We start from the raw sequence: 26341 nt of genomic DNA, 5'->3' as shown, positions 1-26341 counted from the left end.
ATGTCCACCGAACCAGACGCCACCGACCCGACCCGTATCGCATTCATGTGTGTCCAGAACGCCGGCCGCTCGCAGATGTCCACCGCGTTCGCCGAACGCGAGCGCGAGCGCCGCGGCCTCGACGACCGCGTCGAGATCCTGACCGGCGGCACCCACCCCGCCGAGCGCGTCCACGACGAAGTCGTCGACGTGATGGCCGAGGTCGGCTTCGACCTCTCCGACCGGACGCCGCGGGCGATCACGACCGAGGAACTGCGCTCCTGTGACTACGTCGCCACCATGGGCTGTTCCACGCTCGACCTCGGCGACGCCGAGACCGACGTCGACGTGCGCGACTGGGCGCTCGACGACCCCGACGGTCAGGACCCCGAGCGCGTGCGCGAGATCCGCGACGAGATCGAAGAGCGGGTCCGGGCGCTGTTCGACGAGGTCGACGCGAGCGAGTGAAGCGGCTTTCGGCACGTTTTAGCGCGACTGGCCGATAGTGTCGGCTATGGTCACGGACAGGGTGGTCGCGACGGTCGTACTGGTGGCCGTGACGGCGAGTTTCCCCTGTTTCCTCTACGGCGCCTGGTATATCATCGAGACCGAGCCGGTCACCTGGTCGGTGCTGATGCACCACCTGAAGTTCGTGGTGACGGGGCTGGTGTTGACGACCGTGCCGATGCTCGGCTGGATGGCGCCGCGGCTGCTCGACCAGTTCGGCAGTTTCGCGATGGTTCACGCGTTCCTCGGCGCTCAGGCGTACGCGCTGCTGGCGTTCGGGTTCACCGGGATCGTCAGGATATTCAGCGCCAAACGGCGCCACGACCTGTACAACGACTACGACGAGGACGTGCTACTCGACGAGATCGGCGGCGACCGGATGAGCCACTGGCGCAGCCGTCTCCGTATCGGCGTCTTCGGCTACGTCGTCTTCTGGATGCTCGCCTACGGGGCGGGCCTCGCCCGCTACGTCCTCCGCTACGACGTCCTCGAACTCGTCGGGTTCTGATACGGTCGGTTTTTTGCCGGCACCGGATGAAGACGGGGAGCATGACAGCCGGATCGACCGCCGACGCGCCTGAAGTGCTGGTGCTACGACAGAACATCCACGGTATCTCGCCGAGCGAGTACGTCGACGCGTTACGCGAACGCCTGCCCGACCGGACGGTCGGCTACGCCGCCACGCCCGACGAAGAGCGCGAACTGCTCCCGCACGCCCGCGTCGTCGCCGGCTTCTCGATCGACGAGGCGGACCTCGAACGCGCCGAGAACCTCGAGTTGTTCGCCTGTTCGTTCGCCGGCGTCGACCACCTGCCGCTGGACGCGTTCCGCGAGCGCGGCGTCGCCGTCACGAACGCCTCGGGCGTCCACGGCCCGAACATCGGCGAGTACGCCCTCGGCTCGATCCTCACCTTCACCCGCGAGTTCCTCGAGTCGCGCCGCCGCCAGCGCCGCCGGGAGTGGCGTTCGCATCCGACACACGAACTCGCCGGGAGCACCGTCGCGGTCGTCGGCATGGGGCCCATCGGCGAGTCCGTCGTCCAGCGCCTCGACGGGTTCGACGTCGACACCGTCGGCGTGCGCTACACCCCCGAGAAGGGCGGACCGACCGACGAGGTGTACGGCTACGGCGACATCGCAGAGGCCGTCGCCGACGCGGCCTACGTCGTGCTGGCCTGCCCGCTGACCGACGCGACCGAACACCTGATCGACGAAGAGGTGTTCCAGACGATGCCCACCGACGCCGTCCTCGTCAACGCCGCCCGCGGCGGCGTCGTCCACACGGGTGACCTAGTCGACGCGCTCCGGTCGAACTCGATCCGCGGCGCCGCCCTAGACGTGACCGACCCCGAGCCGCTCCCGGAGGACCACGAGCTGTGGACCTTCGAGAACGTCCTGATAACCCCGCACAACGCCGGCCACACGCCGAAGTACTTCCAGCGCCTGGGCGACATCGTCGCGGAGGCCGTCCACACCGCCGAAGAACGCGGCGAGTGGACCGAACTGCCGAATCAGGTCGTCTGATCCACCGCCACACAGGGATCAGAGAGGAGTTTCGAGCGACTCGCGGTAGCCGTCGCGCGCTTCGACGACCAGATAGGTGAGCGCGACGACGGCGGCGCTCCCACGCAGCACCGCGTCGGAGGAGACCGGGCCGATCGAGACGGGGTCGGTGAAAGCGGCCAGGGCGACCAGCGACAGGACGGCCGCGACGGCGGCGACGAACCGCCAGCGCGAGGCGACGGGGACGAGGCCGTCCTCGCCGCGCCAGGCGAGATACAGGTGCGCACCTGCCAGGACCGTAGCGTTGTAACCGGCGAAGGCGACGGCCATCACCGCAGGGTCGGAGGGGAGCCACAGCGCCGCCGTCAGACCGGCCATCGCGAGGGCGACGACGACCAGATGGACGGACGTATCTCTGGAGACCATACACGAGTGGTCGCATGCGCCCGGAATAAGCTTTGAGGCGGGGCGGTGGCTTCGAGGAACCCCGTCGCTACGACTCCGGTTCGCCGATCCGTTCGCCGCCGTCGGTGTCCAGCCCTTCGCCCTCTTTGACGGCCTGGGCCTCCTGCTCCATCGCGTCGACGTCGACCTGTGCCTCCTCGTCGATCTCTCCGATGATCTCGGCGATATCGTCCAGCCCGATGAGCTCGCGCGTCTCGGCGTCGAAATCGAGCGAGTCGAGCTCGCCGTCGCCGTCGGCGCTCGCCATGTCGCTCACGTCGCCGCCCGAGAGGTGCTTGCCGTACCGTCCCACCAGCGAGGTGAGTTCCTGGGGCATGACGAACGTCGTCGACTCGCCCTGGCCGATGTTCTCCAGTGTCTCCATCCCCTTGTCGACGATGGCTCGTTCGCCCATCGACTCGGCGGATTTCGCACGGAGGACCGTCGAGATCGCGTCGCCCTGCGCCTCGAGGATCTGCGACTGTTTCGCACCCTGGGCGCGGACGATGTCGGACTGTTTCGCCCCCTGTGCCTGCTCGATGGCCGAGCGCCGTTCGCCCTGGGCTTCGAGGATCATCGCGCGGCGTTTGCGCTCGGCGGAGGTCTGTTGCTCCATCGCCTGTTTGACGCCGGCGGCGGGGTTGACCTCGCGGACCTCGACGCTCTCGACGCGGATGCCCCACTCGTCGGTGGGTTCGTCCAGCTCCTCGCGGATGCGCGCGTTGATCTGCTCCCGCCGGGAGAGCGTGTCGTCGAGTTCCATGTCGCCCAGCACCGCCCGCAGCGTCGTCTGGGCGAGGTTCGAGACGGCGCGCTTGTACTCTTCGACCTGCAGGAACGCCTTCTTGGCGTCCATGACCTTGATGTAGACGACGGCGTCGGCGGTGACGGGCGAGTTGTCGCGGGTGATCGCCTCCTGCTGGGGCACGTCAATGGTCTGGGTCCGCATGTCGAAGGGGTACGTTCGACTGACGAACGGCGGGACGATGTGGATCCCCGGCTCGAGGAGCTTCCGGTACTCGCCCAGGACCGTCAACGCTTCCTTCTCGTAGGCCTCGACGACCTGAACCGCGGAGTAGACCGCGGCGACGGCTATCAGGAGCAACAGTCCCCCGACTATCGTCAGCGGCGAGACGCCGGGCAGCGACTGGAGCGGCGGTGTGCCGGAGAGCGCGGCCGCGACTCCGACGGAGGGAATAACCATACGCGTGCTAGGGCGTTACAGACTGATAAGCTGTCGCACCGACGCGCCGCGTCTCCGGTCTGGCCACCCCGTCCACGGCGGACGCTCAGACCAGCGGCTCGTCGGGGTGGTCCCGTTCGTAGGTCTCCCGCATCGTCTCGGCGAAGCGACCGCCCTTCGAGAGGGTGATCACGACGACGGTGAACGCGCCGTCGACGGGGTCGAGGACGAACACCGCCCGCGGCTCGGGTTCGTCGGGGCCGTCGTTGACCCGGTCGACCAGGGGTTCGACCGGGCGGGCGCCCGTCCGGAACTCGTCGAAGATGGCGGGCTGGCCCGAGTCGGCGAAGACGTAGCAGACGCCGTTGACCGCGTTGTCGGTGTTGTAGGTCTGGGTGGCGTTCATGCCGTCGCCGGCCGCGCGGGTCTCTTCCCAGAGGCTCTGTGCGACCTCGAAGACCGGGTCGGCGTCGGCGACGTAGGTGTAGAGCGTGGGTCGCTGCACCGACAGCGTCAGGACCGCCGGCTCTTCGGAACCCCAGTCGAGCCCGGCGTCGACGAGGTAGCCGGGTTGCAGGTCGTCGACAGGCGCGTCGTGACCCTCGCGGGGGACGGCGACCGTCTCGTAGGTCTCGCGGTCGAGAAAGCGCCAGGTCTCCTCGTCACCGCCGGGCAACACGCGGTAGGTCCCCTCGTCCATAGTCGTGATAGGGTGACGGACGGGAAAACGTCGTCTATCTCTGACGGAACGTCGCCGGTCGGGGCCGGCGGTCTACAGGTAGCCGCTCTCGACCAGCAGTTCGCCGTTCAGCACGCTGGCGCCGGCGGCGCCGCGCAGCGTGTTGTGGGCGAGGCAGTTGAACTGCAGGCCGTGGGTGGTCTCCTGGACGCCGCCGACGGAGACGGTCATGCCGTCGCCGAGGTTGCGGTCCATGCGGGGCTGGGGGCGGTCGGGCTCGTCGAACACCTCGATGAGCTGGTCGGGCGAGCTCGGGAGATCGAGCGAGGGGTACGCCTCCAGCGCCTCTTCGGCTGCCGAGGGCGACAGATCCTCGGCGGTGTCGGCCCAGACGTTCTCCAGGTGGCCGTCGATGGTCGGGATGCGGTTGCAGGAGGCGGCCACGTCGGCGTCGTGCCAGTGGACTTCGGCGCCGTCGAACTCCCCAAGCAGCTTGCGGGACTCGGTCTCCATCTTCTTCTCCTCCTTGCCGATGTGGGGGATGGCGTTGTCGATGATCTCCATCGACGAGACGCCCGAGTAGCCCGCGCCCGAGACGGCTTGGAGGGTGGCGACCTCGATGCGTTCGAGGCCGGCGGCCTCGTCCAGCGCCGCCAGCGGCGGCACCATCGTGATCGTCGAGCAGTTGGGGTTCTTGATGAGCGCGCCGTCCCAGCCCCGTTCGTCGCGCTGGACCTCGATGAGGTCCATGTGGTCGGCGTTGACCTCCGGGATCACGAGCGGGACGTCGTCGTCGGCCCGCGCGTTCGAGGAGTTCGAAGAGACGACGTAGCCCGCCTCGCAGAACTCGGGCTCGACGGCCTCGCCGACGCTGGAGGGCAGCGACGAGAAGATGAGGTCCACGTCGTCCGGGACCGCGTCGGGCTCGGTGGCGACGACTTCCGTCTCCGCTACGTCGTCGGGGATCGGCATGTCGATGCGCCACTTGCTCGCTTCGCGGTAGCTCTTGCCGACGCTGGATTCGCTCGCGGTGAGCGCTTCGATCTCGAAGTCGGGGTTCGGATCGATCAGCTGGATGAGTCGCTGCCCCACCGCACCGGTCGCACCGAGGATGCCTACGCTGACAGTCATTGTTCCGGGATAGTGCGACCGGCCTTCAAAACTGTTTGGATACGTCTACCACGGCCAGGGTCTATCATCGATGATCGTCGGACGCGACGGTTCCGCCGCTCGGGACGGGAAGAGACAGCGCGAAAGAGAGATCGGAGAACCGCTTACGCTTCGACGGGCTGGCCCTGTTTGCGGGTGACGTAGCCGGCGATGCGGTTCCGGACGCCCTTCGACTCGACGTTGGTGAGCTCGGCGACGACTTCCTTGTTGTGCTCGAAGTCCTGACCGAAGGCGTTCGGATACCGCTCCATCAGCAGCGTCCCTGTCTTCTTGACGTAGGCGGGCTTGATAGCCATACGGAGCCGTTGTCCGGTCGCGCCCTAAAAGGATTCGAATCGATGGCGTCCCGGAACCAACGGCGAGTTCGGCTTCGTGTCGGGAGCTACCCGCCGACTTCCGCCTCTTCGAGGACCTCGGGCGTGTCGTTGGCGGGGTTGTTGACCGCCGTCGACACCGGATAGGTCCGCATCGCGTCGGCGGAATAGGGGTCCAGCAGCGATTCGACCGCGTCGGGCTCGCCGGTGAGCCACTGCTCCTCCTCGGCGGGGTCGAGGATCACGGCCATCCGGTGGTGTAGCTCGGCGACCGTCTCGTTCGGTTCGGTGGTGATCACGGTGAACGTCTCGACGGGGTCGGGGTCGCTATCGGGCTCGGACCCGCCGCCGAAGTCGCCGAGACCCGTCTGGGTCTGGGGCGGCGTCCACCGCTCCCAGAGCCCCGCCATCGCGAACAGCTCGTCGTCCCCGACGGTGACGCGGTAGGGCTGTTTGCCGCTGCTCCCGCCCAGATCGGTCCACTCGTAGAATCCGTCGGCGGGGACCAGGCATCGACGCGACTCGTAGGCGTCGGCGAAGCTGCGCTTCTCGCGCACCGTCTCCGCGCGTGCGTTGATGAACTCGAAGTCCGAGCGGTCGTCGGCCCACGAGGGGACCAGTCCCCACTCCATTCGCTGGATCGTCTCGGGCTCGTCGCCGGTGACGACGGGCAGCGACTGGCTCGGCGCGGCGTTGTAGCGAGGTTCGAACTCGTCGTCGAAGGTCGCATCGAAGCGCTCCTCGACGTCGGCCGGCGGGGCGAAGAGGCTGTAGCGGCCACACATGATTTCAGGTACGAGCGCCAGCACAATAACGGCACAGTCCGGCGACCGTCAGTCCTCGAACAGCGCGGCGGCGAGGATGTTCGCGTCGGCGACGACTTTGAACGCGGCGCCGACGACGCCGCCGAAGAAGAAGGTCGCGCCGACGAGAACGATTCCGAGGCCGATGATCTGGCGGATTATCTCCGCGAGCCCGCCGATGAAGGGCGGGTTCACGAACATCGAGAGCCCGATCGGGAGCAGCAGCGTCCCGACGAGATAGAGGATGATGAGCCGGCGCATCTCCGGGTGGAGCGCGTAGGCCACCGCGGAGTCGAAGTCGACGGGCGAACGGGCGAGGGTGTCTTCCGGTTCTGCCATGACTGCTCGTGAATTGGCTGCCGGATAGTTGTAGGGGGCCGTTCAGGTAGTTGCGTTTCGGTGACGGTAGGGTGCGGGGCGGTGGCGGTGCGGGGCGGTGCGGGGCGGTGCGGGGCGGTGCGGGGCGGTGCGGGGCGGTGGCCGGGAGGCCGTTTCATCGGCCGACTCGGGGAAGGGCAGGGCTGCACCGAGCATCCGCGCCGGAGGCGCGGTTCACCGCGTCGAGGCCGGAGGCCGAGATGCGGCCTTCCTCGTGAGCGAAGCGAACGAGGGCTCGGGAGAGCTTGCTCTCCCGGTGTTCTCACCCATGTTTCTGCTTCGGGGGTGCCCGCAGGCGCGCGGAGCGCGCTGAGGACACCCCCGGAGGAAAAAGATGGAAACGAGATGGTTCCTATATGGCCAGGAACTGCGTCACCAGCCACTTCGTCATGACGCCGGTGATAGATCCGACCCAGGTCAGCGCGACGAAGTGGACGTAGGTGTTGATCTTGTGGCCGCCGTCGACGGTACGGACCATCAGCGCCGACAGCATGGCGCCGAACATGATGATGACGATCAGCAGGAACTCGATGAGCGGGATGTCGTAGACTCCCGCGTGGATCAGCTGTCCGACGTCGAAGTTGCTGGCGCTGGTGGAGAGGTCGAGACTCATGTTCGAGAGGATGTTGACGACCTGGAGGCCGATGAAGAAGGCGAACGTTGAGGCGGCCGTGATACCGTAGAGCAGGCCGATCAGGGTTGTGGTGGCCTGGCTACGCCGTTGTCGGAGCTGCTGGACCTCCATCATGTTCTCGGAGATGAGCTCGCCGAGCAGTTTGGGGTCGCCGCCCATCTCGCGGCCGACGAGGTACATCTCGGAGAACTTCTGGATGAGCGAGGAGCGACACTCGGCGGTGAAGTGGCGCCACGCCTGGGTCGTCTCGATGCGCATGTTCAGCCGCTTGTAGAGGTTGTCCACGTCGTCGGTCAACGGCCCGAAGTCCTTCTTGCGCAGCGACTTCAGCACCGTCGAGGTGGTCGACTGTTTGGCGCCCTCGGTCGCCCCGAGCGCGCGGATAAAGCTCGGGAACTCTTCGTCTCTGGCCTTGATCTTCTTCTCCTCGGCGTTGACGACGAGTCCGGGGACGAGCAGGGGGAGCGTCGGGATGGCGGCGTAGAACGGCAGCGGCAGCGGATCGAGGAAGAAGACCACGTCGTCCAGCGTGACCGGCGAGAGACCGAGCATGCCGAGCAGCGAGAAGGCAAGCAGCCCGCCCGAGAGGGCGGTGCCGGCGACCGTGGCGTTGCGTATCTTCGACTCGACCGGGGAGGGCTTGTCCTCTGGGTGGTACCACAGCGGGTCGTGGGGTGCCATCGAGCGAATGGCGAGGTAGAAGCCCGACTGGACGAACACGTAGAGGACGATGACGGCGCTGACGGTCACCGTCGGGTTCGTGCCGGTCAGCACCGGGAGGACGACCGCGAACACCAGCGCGAACGTCATCGAGAGGATCATCGAGAGGTACAGATCCTTCATGACCTCCAGGTTGTCCAGCGTCCCCTGGTAGACGGTCTTGTAGTTGGCGATGATCTGGTCCTGTTCGGAGACGAGGTAGTCGTCGAGCGCCTGCCCGGCGCCGAGCGTGTAGCCCAGCCGGTCGAAGAAATCGGAGACCGCGTCGCTGGGGACCTGCTTGGCGCGGCGGCGGCAGGCGTCGTCGAGGCTCAGGTTCCAGGTGTCGACGAGTTCGACGACGCGGCCGATCTCGGCGGCCATCTCGCCGTACTGGTCCTGCTTGGAGAGCTGTCGAAACACCTCCATCCGGTCGATGTTCGTCGTCGCGAGGACCGTCATGTGGGTAACGACGAGGTGGAACTGGTTGTTGAGCTCGCTCTTGCGCTGGGAGAGCAGGATCTGCGGGTAGAAGACGGCCGACGCGAGCATCAGGAAGCCGAGCAGCGGGATCGGCCCACGGATCATCAGCGCGACGTCGAGGAAGACGGCGGCGGCGACGGTCCCGAGGAAGAAGACGACCGAGGGGACGAGGATGACGCCGAGATACCGGTTCATCGGCATCGGCATCTGCTCGTAGGCGTCGACGAGCCCGGCCAGTGCGGCCGTGAGCGTAATCTCGACGGTACCAGCGGATTCGTCTGCCGACGCCATCAGTCGGTCCTGTGGATGTCGAAGGGGAGACCTTCCACGCCGTCGCGCTGGAAGTCCTCGATCAGCTCGTTGACCTCGTGATACCCCAGGATACCCTCCTGAATGGCTCGCTCGATGACGCTCGCCCGGAAGTTGAGGTCGTCGTAGATGTCGCGAGTGTCCTCGTACCCCAGCAACGTCGCGATCTGCTCTTCGAGCACGAAGGAGTTGTTCATTCCCTGGAAGATGATCTCGTCTTCGACGGGGTCCCAGTAGAACGACTGGCGGGTGACGACCCCGTCCATCTCCTTCGAGTAGCCCTCGATCTCCTGAACCGAGGTGACGCGGCGCAGGACCTGGTCGCCCTGTTTGACCCGGTTCTGGAACAGCGCCACGTCGGCCACGTCCATGAACGTCTCCGGGACGTTGATCGGCTCGCCGGTAAAGCGCTGGATCATCGAGACGATGTCGGACGCGTGGAACGTCAGCATCACCGGGTGGCCGGTCTGGGCGGCCTGGAACGCCATCCGACCCTCCTCGCCACGGACCTCACCGACGATGATGTAGTCGGGACGCGAACGCAGCGCGGCCGCGACCAGGTCGAACATGTCGACGCTGGAGCCCTCGTCCTCCCCCTCTCGCGTCAGGAGCTTCTGCCAGGTGTCGTGGGGTGGGAGGACCTCGGCGGTGTCCTCCGCGGTGTAGATCTTCGCGTCGCGGGGGATGAACGCCATGATGGAGTTGAGCGTCGTCGTCTTCCCCGACGCCGTCTCCCCGACGACGAAGACGGTCTGCTCGTTCTCAAGGCAGAGCCAGAGATACGCCGCGAGCTGCGGCGAGAGCGTTCCCCACTTGGTGATCTGGAAAATGGAGAGCGGGACGTCGTCGCCCTGACGGATAGTGAGTGAGGGGCCCTTGACCGACACGTCGTCGGAGTAGATGAGGTTGAGACGCGAGCCGTCCGGGAGCGTTGAGTCGACGATGGGGTCGCTGTCGGAGACGGGGTCGCCGATGCGCTCGCCCATGTTCTTGAGCCACTGGTCGTACTCCTCGGGCGTTCCGAAGTCCACGGTGGTCGAGAGCATGCCGTAGACCGAGTGGTCGACGTGGCACTCGTGGGGGCCGATGACGTGGATGTCCTCGTTGGCGGGGTCGCGCATCACCGGTTCCAGCGGGCCGAGTCCGACGATGTCGCGGTTCAGCCGATAGAGGATGTTCTCGTAGGTCGACTCGGTGACCTCGACCTTGCCGAGGTTCGAGAACTTGTTGAACCGCGAGAGGACGCCGCTCTCGTCGCTGGCGCCGCTCTTGACGGCCGTCGACTCCTGGAGCAGTTCCTCGATGCGGTCGTCGTACTCCGTGTCGCTGGTGGGGGCGGGCTTGTTGACGGACTTCTGGAGGAGCTTGTTGCGGACCTGCTCGAAGACGACCGACTCCTCGTCGTCGAGTTCCGGCTCGATGGCGTAGTACTTCATGTCCTGACCGATGTCGCCGTAGATGTGACAGAAGATAGGCCCGCCGACCGGGTAGAGGACGTTCGGCCGCTTGGACTCGTAGTCGTCGTCGGCCTCCTCGATGAACGTGGGGAACTCCCCGGTGATCTGCTTGAACTTCTTCAGGTGGTCCATCAGGTGTGGCCGGCGCGATGCCACCTGTCTGAGTTCGTCCGAGGGTTTGGGTCGTCCGTGGTCTGTCATGGCTGTGCGAGTCTCCTGTCGGTCACGCGACGCTGCGCGATTCGATCACGATGCCGGTGCCCGAGCGGACCGAGTACCCGATGGTGTCGCCGACCTGCTCGCCCATGCCGGCGAAGCGGAGGACGCTGATCTGACGGCGCACGTCGTTGCCGACCTCGATCATCTCCAGTTCGAGGAACACGTCGGCGATCGCCCGGAAGGGCCCGATCGCCTCCTCGTCCAGCGTCGAGGGGTCGACGGTCAGCATTATGACCTTCCCCTGGGAGATGATGTCCCTAAAAAAGGAGATGATCTCCAGGGCGGCCTGGCGCTCGTCGTTCTGGCGGACCAGCGCCTCGAACTTGGGGTCGTTGCGGAGGATCGCGTCGAAGGTGTCGATGATGATGACCTCCGACTCCCACATCACCTCGGCCTCCATCAGCCGTTTGAGCAGTTCCTTCCGGTCGCCCTCCTCCTCACTGCTGGAGAAGGTGTTCCCGTCGCCGATGTCGGCGTGGAGGAACAGCATGTTCTCGTCGAGGAGGTGCTCGACCATGCCGTAGTCCAGCGAGTGCATCTGGTCGAGGAAGCTCCCGACGGTGAGTTCGGTCGAGAGCATCGTCACCGAGTGGCCCTCCTCGCAGAGGCCGTAGGAGATCCGCTGGCTGATCGCGGACTTGCCGGCGCCGTAGTCGCCCTCGACGAGGACGATGCTCCCGGGGGGGATGCCCCCGCCAAGTTCCTTGTTGATCCGGTCGCGCTCCTTGCAGCCGAGCGAGAGCAGATCGGTTGTCGCGATGCTCATGTGCGGAACTCGAACACCTCCTCGTCGCCGTTGACGACGACCTTCAGGCGGTGGTCCTCGTCGGCCGCCAGCGGCGCGTCCGAGCGGTCGACTTGGAGCCGGACGACCTCCGCCGGTCGCCAGCTCGACGCGTCCCCAACCAGCGTTACCGAGACGTCCGTCTCGTATCGCCCGTCGACGAACACGTCGACGGCGTCGCTCTGGGCCGGTAAGGTCTCCGAGCCCGTGTTCTTCACGTGGACCGTGACCACCTCCGAGGTGTCGTCGTACACCGTGCCCGCGCCGCTGTCGCTGATGATCTCCACGTCGGTCCCGATGTCTTCGCTGAGCCGGAGTCCCTGGTCCTGCAGGGCGCCGCCGAGTCGGTCGACGCTCTCGGTCAGGATACCGGCCACGCTGGCGGCGACGAGCATCGACGCGATGAACAGTATCAGGTGCGACGCGGAGACGCTAGCCACGCAGTCCCACCTCCAGCGGGCCGCCGATCCCGTCGACACCGGACGGGAACAGGCGGGGGATCCCGAGCGAGGCGGGCGTCGCGGTGACGGTCTCGGTGACTGGACTCGAAGCTGCGACGCCCGGTCCGGTGACGAGTTTGACCTGCTTGGGGTCCGAGACGGTCACGTTGGTCGAGAGCTCCTCGCCGGGGAGCCAGAGGTCGGTCTCCAGCGTCGCCCCGTCGATGGTCGCTCGGTCCTGCCAGCCCACCCGGTACTCGTTGTCGACCAGCAGGTCCGTGTCGTCGAGCGACAGCGACGTGGACCCGGTGTTGGTCGCGTTGACGCGGAGGGTCTCGTTGACCGCGTCGTAGGTCACCGACTCGACCGCGACGTCGGTGTTTCGCTGGTCGAGCGTCGCGTCGGCGCGGTCGCTCTGCGCTTCGGTGACCCGTTCGAACCCGTTCGATGCGGCGGTGTGCCACACCCCGAAGGCGAGCAGCGCTCCGACGAAGACGATCGCGAACGAACCGCTAACGCTGAAGCCCATCGGCACCACCTCCCCGAGATCCCGCGAGCTTCGAGAGCGCGACGGCCTCGGCGGCGTCGCCGTCGAGCTGGCTGATGTATCGCAGGCTCTGGGTGTGGTGGTCGATCGTCAGTCCGCCCTCGCCACCCGAGCCGTCGAACCCGCGCAGGTACGCCTGCAGGTCCTCGGCGACCGGCTCGGCCACCCAGTCGATCCGCTCGTAGTAGTCGATCGCTCGCGCCGTCTCGCGGACGCCGACTCGCTCGACGAGGTACTCCAGCCACTCGACGACCACGAGTTCGCTGGCGAGCCCCTCGGGCATCGTCGCGAGATACGGCTTGCCGTCGGAGTCGGCCCCGTCGGTCGCTCCAGCGTCGGCCGCCGGTTCCGGTTCCGGTTCGGGCTCCGGTTCCGGCTCCCTCGTCGCCTCGGTGTCGGACTCCGGTTCCGGCTCCGGTTCCACGGCCACGTCCGGATCCGGTTCGGGTTCGGCGTCCGCCTCGGCTTCGTCGTCGAGCCCGCCCATCCCGTCGTCCTCGATGACCTCGTCGAAGAGGTCGTCGTCGGCCATCTCGTCGTCGGACTCGCCGGTGTCGTCGAGGAGGTCGTCGGCGTCCCCCAGGTCCGCCTCGAGCGAGTCCTCGTCGGCGTCGTCGTCCTCGGGTTCGCCCTCTAGCTCGTCGGCCCACTCGGCGTCGCCGGACTCGTACTCGTCTTTCAGTTCCGCGAAGGACTTGCCGCCCTCTCCGTCGGATGTCTCGCTCATGTCGTCTTCACCCTCGGTGTCGTCCGCCTCGTCGAACTCGTCGTCCATCCCGTCGTCCAGGTCGCCCATCCCGCCGAACTCGTCGTCGTCCAGCGCGTCGTCGTCGAACGTCCCATCGCCGTCCTCGAAACCGCCGAGGTCGTCACCGCCCATCATGTCGTCGACGCTGCCCTCGGGTGAGGCGTCGTCCTCGACCAGATCCTCGTCGAAGAAGCCCTCGGCGTCGGCGTCGGCGATCTCGTCGTCCAGGTCCTCCTCGTCGCCGCCGTCGTCCCCGTCGTCGAACAGGCCGAAGTTCCCGCCGCCGCCCGCGCCGCCCATCCCGCCGGGCTCCATGTCGTCGGCGAAGGGGTTGACCCCGCGGGTGACCATCTCGTAGATGTCCAGCAGCTTCCGGACGTTCTCTTCGACGTCGTCGACGGTCTCGGCGATCTGCTCGTTCTCGTTGCGGACGGTGTTGACCGTCGAAGAGAGGCTCCCGACTTCGGTCTCCAGCTCGTCGAGCCGGTGTTCGAGTTCGTCGGTGTCGCTACCGCCGCCGTCGTCCATGTCACCGAACTCGTCGTCGCCGAATTCGCCGAAGTCGTCGCCGTCGTCGTCGAGCCCACCGAAGCCGCCGAGTTCCTCGTCGTCGCCGTCCTCGGCCATCAGTCCGCCGTCGGCCATGCTCTCGTCGTCCTCGTCGCTCCCGTCGTCGTCGCCGAAGATGTCGATCATCTGCCGGATGCTCATCCCGAGAACGCCGCTGGTCAACAGGACCAACAGCGCGGGGAGCGCGTCCGGCACGCCCGGCGCGACCGGGCCGAGCGACTGAGCGACGGGACTCATTACGTCGGTAAGTCCGTTCTAACACCCTTCAATGTATCGTTAATAGTATCATTGCTGATAACAGACGCGTTAATTCGAGGCTACCGACCTTGAACTAACGCTCGGCGTTCGGAAAGAAACGTCGGACGTAAATTTCACGGCGTGGACGGTGAAAGAAGCGGATCGACCGGTCCGCCGACCGCGCCCCCGTCGGACGTGCGTCCGACGGGTCTCCGCGTAGCTGACGGCTACAGCGTGATCGGATCGCGATTCGCACTTTTGACGACGAGGTCGCCGCTGGTCGCTTCGAGCCGCAGCGACCGTCCGTGGTCGCCGCCCACGTCTTCGCCGACGATGGGGATGTCGAACTCGGCGAGGGTCCGTCGGCCCATCTCGACGTTTCGCACGCCGATCCCCGAACCGTTCTCGGAGAAGTCGAGCATGTCGCTGCCCCCGGCGATCTTCGCCTCCATGCGCTCGCGGTCGGCGCCCCGTCGCTCCATGTCGGCGACGAGCGAGCGGATCCCCGAGTCGGCGAACTTCGCGTCGTTGTCGCTCTCCATCTCGTCGATCGAGGGGAGCATGACGTGGACGAGGCCGGCGACCGCCGCCGACCGATCGTACACGGCAACGCCCAGACACGACCCGAGCCCGCTCGTCGTGAGCAGGGCGTTCCCGTCCGTGACCTCCGACTCGGCGATGCCGACTTTCACCCGCTCGGGCTGGGTCGCGGGCTCGCTCTCGGCCGTCGTCCCGTCGTATACCTTCATGTGTCAGAAGATCGTTTCCACGTCGGCTTCGGTCTGGTCGGCCCGTTCGACGAGTAACTCGTCGAGCGCCTGACGTAATTCGGTTTCGTTCGGGAGCGCGTGGATCTCGGCTCCGAAGGCGATGTCGTCGGTCCGCATCTCCGAGTCGATGATGAAGGCGTGTTCCTGGTGCTGGCCGACCTGCGCGGCCAGCGGGTCGACGACCGCCCGGCCCATGTCGTGGACCAGCCGCGGCGGCGTGTGCTCGACGGAGGTCTGGAGCACGTTCGCCCAGCCATCGACGAACCCCGAGGTCATGATGTTGCCCAGTTCCTCGATGGCGGCCTTGTGCTGGTCGGTCAGCTCCTCGGCATCCATCTCGACCGGCATCATCGCCTCGGCGATATGCACGGCAGAGGCCTCGTCGAACAGCACGAGGAGAAAACCACTGGGGATCCCCGTGAACTCGACGACTGTTCCGACGTACGTGTCGGTCCCGACCTGCTTGGGCACGTCCTCGATCGGCGCGAAGCTCAGGCGGGTGACCTCCGCCTCGGTCTCGATCCCGGTCATCATCTCGACGTTGGCGGCGGCCTGCTGGGTGCCGTCCTTGGTCATCTCGTTGAAGACCTCGAGCTTGTCGATCGGGATGGCGTCGTCCTCGGTGTCGCCGGTCTTGGCCATCACGTCCGCGAGCGGGTCGTACTCGGGGAACATGTAGATGTAGAAGCTCACCGACTCGCCGACCCACTCGATCTCGCTCTTGAAGACGAACACCTGGTCGCGCTCGGCGTCCTCCGGAGGCTCGGGGAGCATCGCCGACCTGTCGCCCGCCACGTACTCGGGGGGGGAGTGTTCGATAGTCGTCTCCAGGAAGTCCGCCCAGCCGTCGATGAACCCGCTCATCATGATGTTGCCGATCTCCTCGACGCTGGAGCGGGCCATCGCCTCGTCGTCGGACCCGCCCGGCACCAGCGACTCGACGATCGTCTCGCTGCCGGCCCGGTCGAACACGAGCACCGTTTCGCCCGCGAGCTCGCCGTCGAAGGCGAACCGGACGCCGACGTAGTCGCCGTCGCCCAACTGGTCGCCCACGTCCGCGCGGTCGACCAGCGTGATCTTCGTCACGTCGACGACGGCGTCCAGCCCGGTCATCTGACACAGCGACGCCGTGGCCTGTTCGGCCCCCTCGTGAGCCAGGCGGTTGAACGTCCCGAGCGACTGGACGTCGACTTTCATGACGGGACGACGTCCTCGATGGCTTCCATGACGCTCGGCTTCTGGAACGGCTTCGTGATGTACCCGTCCGCACCGGCCTTGACCGCCTCTTTCATCTTCTCCTCCTGACCGACGCTGGTACACATGATGACGTTCGCCTCCGGGTTAGAGGTCTTGATCTCGTCGGTCGCCTCGATACCGTCGCGGATGGGCATCACGATGTCCATCATCACCAGGTCCGGGTTCGCTTCCTTGTACGTCTCGACCGCCTCGACGCCGTTCTCCACCTCGCCCACGATGTTGTGATCCTCCTCGAGGATCTCGCGTAGCAGGTTTCGCATGAACTCCGAGTCGTCGGCTATCAATACGTCTGACATGGGCCTATCACCTCTGTCGTACTGTGAAAACCCAGATAAAGCCTTCCCGTAAATTATCGGGATTGATAGCACCTGCGACGCCCGACCGGTCCGCAGGCGGGCGGTTCGACACCGGACGCGGGGCCGTTCAGAGGCGGAACCCGTCCTCGTCGCCGACGGCGGCGATGAGGTCGGCGATCGAGTCGTCGGGCGAGAGGTCGGTCGATTCGAGCAGTCGCTGGAGGCTCGCGGGCGGGTACCGGACCGGGACGTTCGCCTCCATCAGCATGATGCCCAGCACCTCTTCGACGGGCGTCTTCCCGTCGATCTGCTGGGCGTACCACAGCACCAGGCTCTCGAAGATCGTCACCACGTCGTTCGAGACCATCTGTCGCTGCCGGGTCGCGCCGTCGAACGTCGCCGTGATGTCGAAGCCGTAGCGCGACCCCGAGTCGTCGAACTGGGTCGCGAGGAACTCGTGGACCGCCTCTTCGGTCAGCTCCGGCGCCTTGGGTTCGGGTTCGGGCTCCCGAGCGGGCTCGGGCGGCAACTCCGCGTTCGCGTCCGCACCACTGCCTCTGGAGTCGACCGCCGGCACGTCGTCGATCGGGTCGCCCGGCGAGACGACGTAGCGGCCGTCGTCGATCTCCGCGACGTGCTCGTCCTGGCTGATGTCGAGCTCGTCGGGCGAGAGGATCCCCCCCTCGTCGGTGTCACCGCGGTCGTCCGAACGGCGTGCCATACACTCCCTTGACCGTCGGGACTCATAATTCCGTCGCCGCGTCAGACGCCCGCGAGACGGCGGATCTGCCCCTGGGACTCCGGTCCGGGCGGGCCCCGGTCGGCGGCCAGCCGGCCGGTCACTCGCGATACTCGCCGACGACCCTGTAGCCCACCGCCGCGAACCCGACCAGCGCGACCGCGAGCCCGCCGATCGCGAGTTCGACGCGGTCGATCGGCCCACCCAGGCCCGGCGGCGCCTCGTCGACGACGTCGAGCGTCACCGGTTCGGAGGTGTCGAACCGCACGCGCGTCCCGGGGTCGAGCAGCTGGATCTGGAAGGCGTGGGTGCCGTTGGTGGTCGCGTTCAGCGGCTGGGAGAGCGTCGTGGACTCCCCGGGTTCCAGCGCCGGCTGTCCGATCTGGTAGATCCCGGTCTCGTTGGCGGACTGGGCGACCGACAGCATGACAGACGGTGACGCCGTCTCGTTGCCGACGTTCTCGATCGTCGCCGTGATCTCACCCTGCTCGCCGTCGACGAGCACGGAACTCGACAGCGACACGTCCTGCACGCAGACCTGTCGGCCCTCGACCGCGCGACACTCCTCTTGGGCCGCCGCCGGACCGACCGGGGCGACCGCCAGCAGCGCGAGCACCGCCACCGCGACGACGAGCGCCGTCTCTGGTCCGTTTCGACTCGGCATGTCTCGGAGAAATCCGGACGGCGACTAAAGGGTTCCTCCCGGAGTATCAATCGAGAGAGCGCGAGGGACCAGCGAAAGCGAGACCGTCCCGAGACGGACCGGGATCGTGGGCGAGATGGATTGTCCCGTTCCGGTGGGCGGCGTCGACAGAATATAAGAACCGTGGACTCGATCCAACGGTATGGGACAGTCCGACGACCGACTACCCGATAGGGTGGACGTGGACGGATTACGGAAACACCTCGGGGAGACGCCGGTCCGGTTCGCGCTGCTGTTCGGGTCGCACGCTCGCGGGACGGCGGACGCCGAGTCGGACGTCGATATCGCGCTCTCGTTTCCAGACGGGATGAGCGACCGGGAGCGGTTCCGGTGTCGGAATCGGATCGACGCGGAGCTACAGGCACACGTGGACGGATTCGCCGACGTGAGCGACATCGACTCGCTCCCGACGCACGTCGCGTACGCGGCGCTCCGGGACGGCCGAGTCCTGGTCGGTGACGAGCGGACCGTCGAGGAGTGCCGACGACGACTCCGAGCGGAGTACGAGCGGACCGAGCCCGACCGGGAGCGCGAGCGCCGCGAGTTCATCGACCGACTGGCCCGCGGAGAGACGTAGATGGTCGACGAGGCCGTCGTCGTCGACAAACTGCGACAGATCCACGAATACACCGAGGACCTGCGAGAGATGCGTGACGTTCCGAAAGCGGAGTACGTCGACGACACGGTCACGCAGCGGGCAGTGGAACGCACCCTCATGAACGTGATACAGTCGTGTGTCGACCTCGCCCAGCACATCCGCGCGAGCGAGGAGCTCTCGCCGAGTGGGACGTCGAAAGAGGAGATCGAAGCGGTCGCGAACGCGGATATCATCTCTGAAGAGACCGAGGCCAAGATCGCGGAGGCCGTCGGGTTTCGAAACGTTCTAGCTCACCGGTACGGCGATATCGACCACGATGTCGTCTACGGTGTTCTCCAGGAGGACCTGCACTGGTTCGACCGATTCCAGCGGGAAGTCGCACAGTGGTTCCAGCGGGTAGCGCAGGCCGACTACTCGCGAGCGATCGTCTGCTCTCACGGTCCGGAACCGACGGAGTTCGGAAAACTGGTGAGTGAGCGTCGCCACTCGGCGGTCGAGCGCGTCTCCGAGGTCGTCTCGGTCCGGACCGGATCCGATGTGGACGTGCAGTGTTCGGATCACGAGGATGAGTTTGCGGACGGTCGACCGATACGGTCGATCACCAGTTACCGCGTTTGGCGGCTGGCAGCGCGGTCTGCCAAACTTCGTACAACTTCGATACGGTAGAGTTTGAAAGTTGTGGCGGCGAAACCTTTTCGCCGGCTGAATTCAAAATAAATTCGTATGAGTAGAACATCGATCCCTGTGAACGAATCGACGAAAGACCGACTCGACGAGTTGAAACAGGACGGCGAGACGTGGGACGAATTCCTGCGCCGGGTCACGTCCCAAGACGAACCGATCCGGAAAGACGACCTGTCCGAGGAGGCGCTCGACGAGATCGAGAAGAACATCGAGCGGAGTCGGCGGAGTTTCTGAATGCTGTTTCTGGACACGTCCGCGATCCTCTCCTACAAGCGTGCGGAGGCGTCCGCAGTCTCGTATCTGGAAGGTAACGAACCGTGGTTCACATCGAGTATCTGCGTCTACGAGTTCGTCAACGGTGCGATGTGGAGAGACGGCGTTTCGGCGCACGTCGCTCGACAGTCTATCGGTGGCGTCCGGTCGGTCGGCCTGACCGAGACGGTCGCGATGGAGGCATCGAGAATACAGAACGAACTACGGAGTGACGGCGACGAGATGGCCGTGCGGGATCTGCTGATAGCCGCCACGGCGCGGTCGACGGGCGCGGAACTGGTCGTTTCCGATTCCGATTTCGAAACCGAACACGTCGAGGAGTTGCTGGCAGTGACGAACCTAGCCGAGTAGGGGCGTGGCGAACGCTCGAAGCGGAAGCCCCACAGCGGGTCGACACCGCTCGGAAGTCACCTGTGCGTGTTCTGGGAATCATCTCTCTAGTCTGAACAGCAACTGCGTGTCGCCACTCGTCGATTCGGCGTCGTCGAAAAAACGGAAAGAAAGCTGCGTCAGAGAAGACGAAGAGGGGGAGCCGCTACGTTATATCGAGACGGCTTCCTTGTTCGCCAGCGAGTCGGGTACGCGGAGCAGCACGGTCTTCGTGGCGCCCGACGGCGTGGTGATCGACAGTTCAGCGGTTGCGCCCGCGCTCAGCGTGCCGGGGTTGACGTTGATAGTGAAGCGGTCACCGGAGGACAGCACCGGCAGCGTGTCGTCTTCGTCCTGAACGGCTTCGAGGATGAATTCGGTGTCCTCTTCCGGGGACTCGCTGTCGGAGTAAGTCAGGTCGTGGCTGCCGTCAGGTGCGATGAAGCTGATCGTCGTCTGACTCATGTCGATGTCGTCGGCACCCGGCGACTGGGTGACGATGACCTCAATGTTGCCGACCTTGGGTTCGATACCCGCGTCGTTAGCATCGACGAGTGCCAACGGTTCGGAAGCGAATTCATTTCCGGAGCCCAGCTGAACGTCAGTACCGTCGTTACTAAGTACAACGTCTTGCGAGAACTCAATGTTTTCAGGACCGTCGGTAACAGAACTGTCTCTGTTGATTTCAACGGTCTGGCCGTTGGGGCCAGTCAGTCGGTAGGTGTTGTCGGTGAGGTCGCTGTCGTCTGCAAGAACCTCGACACCGATGTCGACTTCGCCGCTATCAACATCGACAGTCATGGAGTCCTCCAAATTACCAGAACCGTCCCGGGCTTCGATGTCGACGGTCGACGTCTGCGCGGACAGGGTGAACTCGCCCTCATCCAGAATGTCGATCGAACTGGTGCCGTCGTCGTAGGTCAGCTGCGAGACCTTCAGTTCGACCGTCTCAGTGTCGAGGGTCGTGTCGACGCTGACGGAAGTCGTCGATCCGGAGTCATCAGCGTCTTCCGGAACAGCCAGCGAAAGAGTACCACTCGAGGTCAACTCTTCGCCAGCACCGAGGTTGACAGTGAACGAGGCGTCACCGTTGGCTTCCTCAACGCGGTACGCAGACTCGTTGATCGGGACGAACACCAGATCAACGTCACTTCCAGAGGTTATCGTAATCTGGTTACTACTTCCGTCACCCAATTGCTTGTCGGAGGTAGACGTTGAAGCGGTTATTTCCGTCTCCCCAAGGAAGTCTTCAGTGTTCCCGCCGCTGGATCCCTGGAATGTCACAAGCAGGCCAGTGTCCTCTGCCGACGACGCTCCAGCAGTTATCTGCCCAGTCGTCCCGATGACCTGCAGCTGATTGGTGACTTGCTGGCTACTCTCCTCGCCGGTCTGCTCCGCGCTGGACTGCAGGAAGCCGGCGGTGTTGATCAGGACACCGGCCGCGATGGCGGCGACCAGGACCATCGCGATGAACACGATGAGGGTCCCGATCCCGACCTGCCCGCGGTCGGTCGGCCGTTCCGTCGTTGTATTGTCGAACATGGGTTTGTATCCGCCCGAGCGTACCGCGCGACTCGGACTTACTCCGAACGTTCGGTTCGCCCGTATTAAGGGTATCCTACCGAATATCGTTCTTGAAAACGGTAATCTCCAGCCGAAATCGCGATTTCACTGTCGAAAATGGCGAGTATAAACTTTAACGCGGCGCTTCAAGAACGGCTGCAAATACGAGACCTCGTAACGATAACTGAGAACGGTCGGCCGCCGCCGGGCCGGTCGGTCACTCGTAGATGACGAGACTGTACATCACGAACAGGAATCCGAACGTCGTCAGGCCGCTGTTGACCAACAGTAGCGACCGGGTGCCGGTGAAGTTCGTGAGGAAGGCGCTGATCATCGTCGACGCGGCGCCGGCCACCGCGAGCGAAAAGCCCAGCGAGAGGTGCAACATCGCCTGTCGTGATGTCTTCACGTACGCGCGCATGGCCATCCCGACCATCGTCAGGCCGGCGACGACGAACACGACCGTCGAGACGGCGTAGAGGATCTCTATCACTGAAACCACGTTGTATCGGCCTTCTCGATACCCCGTATTAAATCCACTCTCGAAAATATCTCCCGTGATAATCACTCGCAAAACCGTCCCGTCGCGGCCCCAGGAGCCGAATTTCTGCGTCGCTATCGCTCCGCGTCGGTGTTCGACGGTCGAGCGAAAACGGAACTGGGGGATGGGAGAGATGGGGTGGACGTCCGTGCGCGCACGCGAGTCAGCTTTCGGAGAGTGTCCGCCAGGCCTCGTCGAGCTTGTTCGTGACCTCGGTGCGCTCCTCGACTTCGACGGTCAGCGACTCCTCGAAGTCGATGTGGACCTGGTCGACGTTTCGCCGGTACACCTTGATGCGCCGGCGGTCGTCCGAGAGGATGTTGTCGTGGAGCTCGAGCAGGTCGTGCTCTGTCAGCTCGTCGATCCGGCGATAACAGGTGGCGATCGGGATCCCGAGCTCGTCACTCAGTTCCTGGGCCGACTGGGGCTCGTCGGTTGCGTCCAGGATCTCTGCGCTGTATTTGTTCCCCAGTGTCTGAAGGATCTCGGCTGAAGCCATCCGTTATCAAAACGTATATTCACCGCAGTATAAATCTATCGCTGCCGGTATGGGCGGGTTACCGAGGCCGCGAGGGCGTCGTGGATCCGAACTAATCACCACGGAGAAAGTTCACAACAGCCGTTTTTCGAACTAATAACCGGTTCCGATCGTGAAAACGGGCGCCGACGACTACAGCGGATTGTCGTCTTCGCTCATCATCGAGAACGCGCTGGCGTTCTGGTGGACGCGGATGCCGCCCTGTGAGATCTCCATCGGGAAGATGTCGGTCTCGATGTCCTGCTTGCGCATCTTGGCCACCCAGACGTACCGGTTGACGCCCGACTCGGTGGGCGTCTGGATCAGGTAGATGTTCCCGTCGGTGAGGTAGTTCTCCAACCCGATCTCCGTCTCCGGGAACACGGCACCCTGCTCGTTGGTCATCAGCGTCGTCAGGTCGTTCTGGCTGAGGATGTCCGTGAACTTCAGCAGGTAGGTCCGCTTCTCCTGTTCGTTCTCGAAAAAGAGCTCGAACATCGCCAGCGAGTCGAGGACGACCCGGTCGTAGTCGTTGTCCTCGAAGTCGTCGAGCAGGAGTTCGAGCGACGACGAGAAATCGTTCTCCCGCAGCAGGACCTTCTTGTCGTAGACCTTGATGTCGCCGTTGTCGACGTACTCGCCCCACTTGTCGAAGCCGATCGATTCGGCGGCCTCACGCAGGTCTTCCTCGTCTTCCTCGAAGGTGAGGTAGATGCCTTTCTCGTCGAACTGCTCGACGCCGTTGTAGATGAACTGCAGACAGAGGATACTCTTGCCCGCCCCGGGATTCCCGCTCACCAGGGTAGTCGAATTTGTGACAATACCACCGTTCAGGATCTCGTCCAACCCGTCGATGCCGGTTTTCGTTAGTTCGATCATGTCTTCCGTGGATCCTCGTGGAGTTCGGCTGGTGGAGCATCGGGTGTCTGTGGTAAAAAGTCTTGTTCATGCGATCACTTCGCGATCGATAGCACGCGAAAGGGTCGGCGGCGTCGGTACGGTCCGCCTACCGATTACAGCGGTTCAAGGAGAAAGCCCACGGATTCAGCCGTGGGATGAATCCGACAACAGCCGAAATAACTACCACGATTCATATCGTAGGCTGTGCTACCGAGCCTCGGGTAAGGATATGCACGCCAGCGGGGTGGTAAATGAAGCCCGCTATCCGAGTCGGGGGCCGCACTGGCACGGCCCACAACCCCACCGAACGACCCGAGTGGGGAACCTCTCCCTCGTGGGCACGGTCTGTGACCGTGGAACCCCACGACTTCACTCGTGGGAGGATGTCAGCCGGTCGTGGTCGGAGTCGGGGCCGGTGCGATAGGACGGTCACCCGGAGTGGACGGCCTTCGGGTCGACCCAGATGACGAACCCGTCGTCGCGCTTGACGACGCCGTGGATGGCTTGCTCGTCTTGGGAGGGGGAGTCGTCGACGTCCGACCCGTCGACTTTCACGACCTGGTACACCTCGTCGACCAGCCAACCGGCGGCGCCCTGGTCGTCGACGATCGCCGGGTCGAAGACGATGATCCGACGCTCGGCGCCGTCGCCGCCGATCCCGAAGACGACCTTCGGGTCGACGATCGACGTCGTGCGCCCGCGCAGGTCCATCACCCCGCGGACGTGGGGCGGCGAGTTGGGGACCGTCGTCACCTCGCCGGCGTCGACGATCTCGGTGACGTAGTCGATGCTCACGCAGTAGGTCTCCTCGCCCAGCGAGAACTCCAGGACCTGTCCGTCCGTCGCCGTCGGCGCCGCGTTCTGAGTACCTGATGCCATGGGTGGCCGTTGACTCAAAGAGCCCGCGACGGCGTCTTAAGCGTGTCTCCCGGGTTATCAACGCTGATTCCGCGGGCGGAGTCTTTATCCCGACGCTACCGTCACACATGAGTAGGTATGGTGCCGGCTCCGGCTGGGTTCCGGCGACACCGCTCGGGCTTCGCCCGAGCCGTCACCGGGGGTCCGATATGACGGTACGCTCGACGCCGCGAGCGGTCGTCGCCGACGACTCGCACTTCATGCGGAGCGTCATCTCCGACATCCTGGAGGAGAGCGGCATCGACGTGGTCGCCGTGGCCAAGAACGGTCGCGAAGCCGTCGACGCGGTCGTCGAGACCGACCCCGACGTGGTGACGATGGACGTGGAGATGCCGGAGATGAACGGCATCGAGGCGACCGACCGGATCATGTCGACCCGGCCGACCCCGATCCTGATGCTGTCCGCCCACACCGACGAGAACGCCGACGTGACGTTCCAGGCCCTGGAGAAAGGCGCCGTCGACTTCTTCCGCAAGCCCGGCGGCGAGGTGTCGATGGAGATGTCCCGCATGCAGGACCAGCTCGTCGACGTCGTCGAGTCCGTCGCGGCCGTCGACCCGACCGACTCCTCGGACGTGGCCTCCGCCCGGACCGCCGGGTCGGGGGTCGACACCGGCGGTGTCGGCACTGACGACGCGGGCGGCGCCGAAACGGTAGGTTCCGACGCCGGGGCCGCGACGACGGAGTACGTCGACGACCCGACGGTCGTCGTCGGCTCCTCGACGGGCGGCCCGACCGTCGTCGAGCAAGTCCTCTCGGACCTGCCGCTGGCGGCGGACCTGCGCGTGCTGGTCGTCCAGCACATGCCCAGCGGGTTCACCGGTCGCTTCGCCGAACGCCTGGACGCCCGCAGCGAGTACAGCGTGCGTGAGGCCGAAGACGGCGATCGGATCGGTGGCGGCGAGGCGCTCATCGCCGCGGGCGACTACCACATGGAAGTGACGGGCTATCGCCGCGGGCGCCTCCGGGTCGGACTGACCCAGGACCCGCCGGTCAACAACGTCAGGCCCGCGGTCGACGTGACGATGCAGACGGCTGCCGAACGGATCACGAGCCCACTCGCCGGCGTCATCCTGACCGGGATGGGCGAAGACGGCGCACGCGGCGTTCGCGCGATCCACGAGGCCGGCGGCTACACGGTCGCACAGGACGAAGCCACGTCGGCGGTCTTCGGGATGCCCAAACGGGCCATCGAGACCGGCTGTGTCGACGGCGTGGCACCGGTCAACGACGTGGCGGCGGCGATACTCGACGCATTCGAGGTGACCTAAATGGACGACCAGTATCTTGACGCGTTTATCCGAGAGAGTGAGGAAGCGATCACCGACCTGAACAACTCGCTGCTCGACCTGGAGAGCGACCCGGACGACCAGGCCGCGATGGACCAGATCTTCCGGACGGCCCACACGCTGAAGGGCAACTTCGGCGCGATGGGGTTCGAGGACGCCAGCAACCTGGCCCACGCCATCGAGGACCTGCTCGACGCGATGCGCCAGGACGAGATGGCGGTCACCCCCGAGCGGATGGATCTCATCTTCGCGGGCGTGGACATGATCGAGGTCATCGTCCGCGAGATCGAGAGCGAGGGCGAGTCGACCACCGACACCGACGAGATGGTCGCGCAGTTGCGCGCCGTCATGGAGGAGAGCGACTTCGACGCCGAGTCCGGCGAGGCGCCCGACCCGGCCGCCGGCGGTGTCGACGCAGGGAGCGAGGGTACGAGCGGTGCCAGCGACGGCGAAACCGCCCACGCAGGTGCCGCGGACGGCGCCGCCGCCGCCGCGGCGGTCGAGAGCTTCGACGTGTCGGCCGGCGACGCCGAGGGCCGGGTCGTCCAAGCGGACGTGTCGGTCGGCGAGGGCGACATGCTCGGCGTCGACGCGATGCTCGCGCTCGACCGCATCACCGACACCTTCGACCTGCTCGACGCCGACCCCGACCGCGAGGGGATCGAAGACGGCGAGTTCGAGGACACCTTCGCGCTCGCGCTCGACGCGCCCGACGCCGACGCCGCGGCGGCGGAACTCGACGCCATCGGCGCCGTCGAGGACGCGGACGTGGTCGACGTGACCGACGCGCTGGACGCCGGGGACGAAAACGGCGCGGACGACACCGGTGTCGACGCC

The 26341-nt window shown here is 65.4% G+C and carries 30 protein-coding genes and 3 pseudogenes; 9 read left to right on the top strand and 24 right to left on the bottom strand.

The features are described from left to right. Genes I7X12_RS15950 through I7X12_RS15940 form a run of 3 tightly spaced genes read left to right on the top strand, consistent with a single transcriptional unit; the run spans nt 1 to nt 2010 of the window. Nucleotides 1–447: a low molecular weight phosphatase family protein gene (locus tag I7X12_RS15950; RefSeq protein ID WP_232342884.1), complete on the top strand. Its 447-nt coding sequence runs from the start codon at nt 1–3 to the stop codon at nt 445–447. Between the two features lie 46 nt (nt 448–493). Next, a complete protein-coding gene (locus I7X12_RS15945; RefSeq protein ID WP_198061031.1) occupies nt 494–994 on the top strand; it encodes a DUF7321 family protein in 501 nt (166 codons plus the stop codon). 41 nt (nt 995–1035) lie between these two features. After that, nucleotides 1036–2010 carry a D-2-hydroxyacid dehydrogenase gene (locus tag I7X12_RS15940; RefSeq protein WP_198061030.1) on the top strand — a complete coding sequence of 325 codons (975 nt, stop codon included), beginning with the start codon at nt 1036–1038 and terminating at the stop codon, nt 2008–2010. An 18-nt stretch (nt 2011–2028) separates the two neighbouring features. On the opposite strand, the gene I7X12_RS15935 is transcribed toward I7X12_RS15940, so the two are convergent. The 18 genes from I7X12_RS15935 to I7X12_RS15850 form a co-directional block, all read right to left on the bottom strand. Beyond that, nucleotides 2029–2415 carry a hypothetical protein gene (locus I7X12_RS15935; RefSeq protein WP_198061029.1) on the bottom strand — a complete coding sequence of 129 codons (387 nt, stop codon included), beginning with the start codon at nt 2413–2415 and terminating at the stop codon, nt 2029–2031. 67 nt (nt 2416–2482) lie between these two features. Then, the gene (locus I7X12_RS15930) at nt 2483–3637 is read right to left on the bottom strand and encodes an SPFH domain-containing protein (RefSeq protein WP_232342883.1); all 1155 of its coding nucleotides are present in this window, start codon (nt 3635–3637) and stop codon (nt 2483–2485) included. Between the two features lie 85 nt (nt 3638–3722). Continuing rightward, nucleotides 3723–4316 carry a DUF6663 family protein gene (locus tag I7X12_RS15925; RefSeq protein WP_198061028.1) on the bottom strand — a complete coding sequence of 198 codons (594 nt, stop codon included), beginning with the start codon at nt 4314–4316 and terminating at the stop codon, nt 3723–3725. Between the two features lie 72 nt (nt 4317–4388). Beyond that, a complete protein-coding gene (gene asd, locus I7X12_RS15920) occupies nt 4389–5426 on the bottom strand; it encodes an aspartate-semialdehyde dehydrogenase (RefSeq protein WP_198061027.1) in 1038 nt (345 codons plus the stop codon). A gap of 143 nt (nt 5427–5569) precedes the next feature. Beyond that, on the bottom strand, nt 5570–5761 hold the full coding sequence (locus I7X12_RS15915; RefSeq protein ID WP_006883661.1) for a 30S ribosomal protein S17e: 192 nt from the start codon (nt 5759–5761) through the stop codon (nt 5570–5572). An 86-nt stretch (nt 5762–5847) separates the two neighbouring features. Further along, a complete protein-coding gene (locus I7X12_RS15910; RefSeq protein WP_198061026.1) occupies nt 5848–6564 on the bottom strand; it encodes an SOS response-associated peptidase in 717 nt (238 codons plus the stop codon). A gap of 48 nt (nt 6565–6612) precedes the next feature. Further along, nucleotides 6613–6921 (bottom strand): hypothetical protein, encoded by a 309-nt coding sequence (locus I7X12_RS15905; RefSeq protein WP_198061025.1) that lies wholly within the window; start codon nt 6919–6921, stop codon nt 6613–6615. A gap of 391 nt (nt 6922–7312) precedes the next feature. Next, nucleotides 7313–9067 (bottom strand): archaellar assembly protein FlaJ, encoded by a 1755-nt coding sequence (flaJ, locus tag I7X12_RS15900; protein ID WP_198061024.1) that lies wholly within the window; start codon nt 9065–9067, stop codon nt 7313–7315. Then, nucleotides 9067–10743 carry a type II/IV secretion system ATPase subunit gene (locus tag I7X12_RS15895; RefSeq protein WP_198061023.1) on the bottom strand — a complete coding sequence of 559 codons (1677 nt, stop codon included), beginning with the start codon at nt 10741–10743 and terminating at the stop codon, nt 9067–9069. The genes flaJ and I7X12_RS15895 overlap by 1 nt, the downstream gene beginning before the upstream one ends. Before the next feature lie 22 nt (nt 10744–10765). After that, nucleotides 10766–11527, bottom strand: coding sequence for an ATPase domain-containing protein (locus I7X12_RS15890; RefSeq protein ID WP_198061022.1), 762 nt, complete (start codon nt 11525–11527; stop codon nt 10766–10768). Next, complete coding sequence (locus I7X12_RS15885; RefSeq protein WP_198061021.1) at nt 11524–11985, bottom strand: flagellar protein G; 462 nt, start codon at nt 11983–11985, stop codon at nt 11524–11526. Before I7X12_RS15885 ends, I7X12_RS15890 begins: the two co-directional genes overlap by 4 nt. Further along, a complete protein-coding gene (locus tag I7X12_RS15880; RefSeq protein ID WP_198061020.1) occupies nt 11978–12514 on the bottom strand; it encodes a flagellin in 537 nt (178 codons plus the stop codon). Before I7X12_RS15880 ends, I7X12_RS15885 begins: the two co-directional genes overlap by 8 nt. After that, nucleotides 12498–14087 (bottom strand): FlaD/FlaE family flagellar protein, encoded by a 1590-nt coding sequence (locus tag I7X12_RS15875; RefSeq protein WP_198061019.1) that lies wholly within the window; start codon nt 14085–14087, stop codon nt 12498–12500. The genes I7X12_RS15880 and I7X12_RS15875 overlap by 17 nt, the downstream gene beginning before the upstream one ends. A 227-nt stretch (nt 14088–14314) precedes the next feature. After that, a complete protein-coding gene (locus I7X12_RS15870) occupies nt 14315–14836 on the bottom strand; it encodes a chemotaxis protein CheD (RefSeq protein ID WP_198061018.1) in 522 nt (173 codons plus the stop codon). A 3-nt stretch (nt 14837–14839) separates the two neighbouring features. Next, entirely contained in the window at nt 14840–16054 is a 1215-nt protein-coding gene (locus I7X12_RS15865) for a chemotaxis protein CheC (protein ID WP_198061017.1), read from the bottom strand. After that, nucleotides 16051–16410, bottom strand: coding sequence for a chemotaxis protein CheY (gene cheY / locus I7X12_RS15860; protein WP_179919376.1), 360 nt, complete (start codon nt 16408–16410; stop codon nt 16051–16053). Before cheY ends, I7X12_RS15865 begins: the two co-directional genes overlap by 4 nt. Nucleotides 16411–16537: 127 nt before the next feature. Further along, nucleotides 16538–17131 (bottom strand): DUF7500 family protein, encoded by a 594-nt coding sequence (locus tag I7X12_RS15855; protein ID WP_198061016.1) that lies wholly within the window; start codon nt 17129–17131, stop codon nt 16538–16540. 118 nt (nt 17132–17249) lie between these two features. Then, nucleotides 17250–17813 carry a CARDB domain-containing protein gene (locus I7X12_RS15850; protein WP_198061015.1) on the bottom strand — a complete coding sequence of 188 codons (564 nt, stop codon included), beginning with the start codon at nt 17811–17813 and terminating at the stop codon, nt 17250–17252. 181 nt (nt 17814–17994) lie between these two features. Between I7X12_RS15850 and mntA the strand changes: the two genes are divergently transcribed. From mntA to I7X12_RS15830, 4 genes are read left to right on the top strand one after another with little or no spacing between them, the layout of a single operon-like run. Beyond that, nucleotides 17995–18429, top strand: coding sequence for a type VII toxin-antitoxin system MntA family adenylyltransferase antitoxin (gene mntA / locus I7X12_RS15845; protein ID WP_198061014.1), 435 nt, complete (start codon nt 17995–17997; stop codon nt 18427–18429). Then, nucleotides 18430–19116, top strand: coding sequence for a type VII toxin-antitoxin system HepT family RNase toxin (gene hepT / locus I7X12_RS15840; RefSeq protein WP_198061013.1), 687 nt, complete (start codon nt 18430–18432; stop codon nt 19114–19116). Between the two features lie 57 nt (nt 19117–19173). Next, the gene (locus I7X12_RS15835) at nt 19174–19368 is read left to right on the top strand and encodes a DUF7557 family protein (protein ID WP_198061012.1); all 195 of its coding nucleotides are present in this window, start codon (nt 19174–19176) and stop codon (nt 19366–19368) included. Next, complete coding sequence (locus I7X12_RS15830) at nt 19369–19758, top strand: PIN domain-containing protein (RefSeq protein ID WP_198061011.1); 390 nt, start codon at nt 19369–19371, stop codon at nt 19756–19758. A 189-nt stretch (nt 19759–19947) separates the two neighbouring features. Here I7X12_RS15830 and I7X12_RS20960 read toward each other — a convergent pair. The 6 genes and pseudogenes from I7X12_RS20960 to I7X12_RS15805 form a co-directional block, all read right to left on the bottom strand. Then, nucleotides 19948–20238 (bottom strand): annotated as a pseudogene (locus I7X12_RS20960) (archaellin/type IV pilin N-terminal domain-containing protein); the annotation flags it as partial. A gap of 522 nt (nt 20239–20760) precedes the next feature. Beyond that, nucleotides 20761–21318: pseudogene (locus I7X12_RS20955) on the bottom strand (archaellin/type IV pilin N-terminal domain-containing protein); the annotation flags it as partial. Between the two features lie 238 nt (nt 21319–21556). Then, complete coding sequence (locus I7X12_RS15820; protein ID WP_198063895.1) at nt 21557–21832, bottom strand: DUF7521 family protein; 276 nt, start codon at nt 21830–21832, stop codon at nt 21557–21559. A 211-nt stretch (nt 21833–22043) separates the two neighbouring features. After that, nucleotides 22044–22379: an ArsR/SmtB family transcription factor gene (locus tag I7X12_RS15815; protein WP_198061009.1), complete on the bottom strand. Its 336-nt coding sequence runs from the start codon at nt 22377–22379 to the stop codon at nt 22044–22046. Nucleotides 22380–22550: 171 nt separating this feature from the next. After that, nucleotides 22551–23276, bottom strand: a complete 726-nt coding sequence (locus tag I7X12_RS15810; RefSeq protein WP_198061008.1) for an RAD55 family ATPase — start codon at nt 23274–23276, stop codon at nt 22551–22553. A gap of 450 nt (nt 23277–23726) precedes the next feature. Beyond that, nucleotides 23727–24176, bottom strand: a complete 450-nt coding sequence (locus tag I7X12_RS15805; RefSeq protein ID WP_198061007.1) for a chemotaxis protein CheW — start codon at nt 24174–24176, stop codon at nt 23727–23729. 188 nt (nt 24177–24364) lie between these two features. On the opposite strand from I7X12_RS15805, the gene cheB reads away from it, so the two are divergent. Beyond that, on the top strand, nt 24365–25486 hold the full coding sequence (cheB, locus tag I7X12_RS15800) for a chemotaxis-specific protein-glutamate methyltransferase CheB (RefSeq protein ID WP_198061006.1): 1122 nt from the start codon (nt 24365–24367) through the stop codon (nt 25484–25486). Continuing rightward, nucleotides 25487–26215 (top strand): annotated as a pseudogene (locus I7X12_RS20915) (Hpt domain-containing protein); the annotation flags it as partial. Nucleotides 26216–26341: the final 126 nt, after the last annotated feature.

The sequence above is a fragment of the Halosimplex litoreum genome, assembly GCF_016065055.1.
In the GTDB taxonomy this organism is placed as follows: domain Archaea; phylum Halobacteriota; class Halobacteria; order Halobacteriales; family Haloarculaceae; genus Halosimplex; species Halosimplex litoreum.
This window is presented reverse-complemented; position numbering and strand designations above follow the sequence as displayed.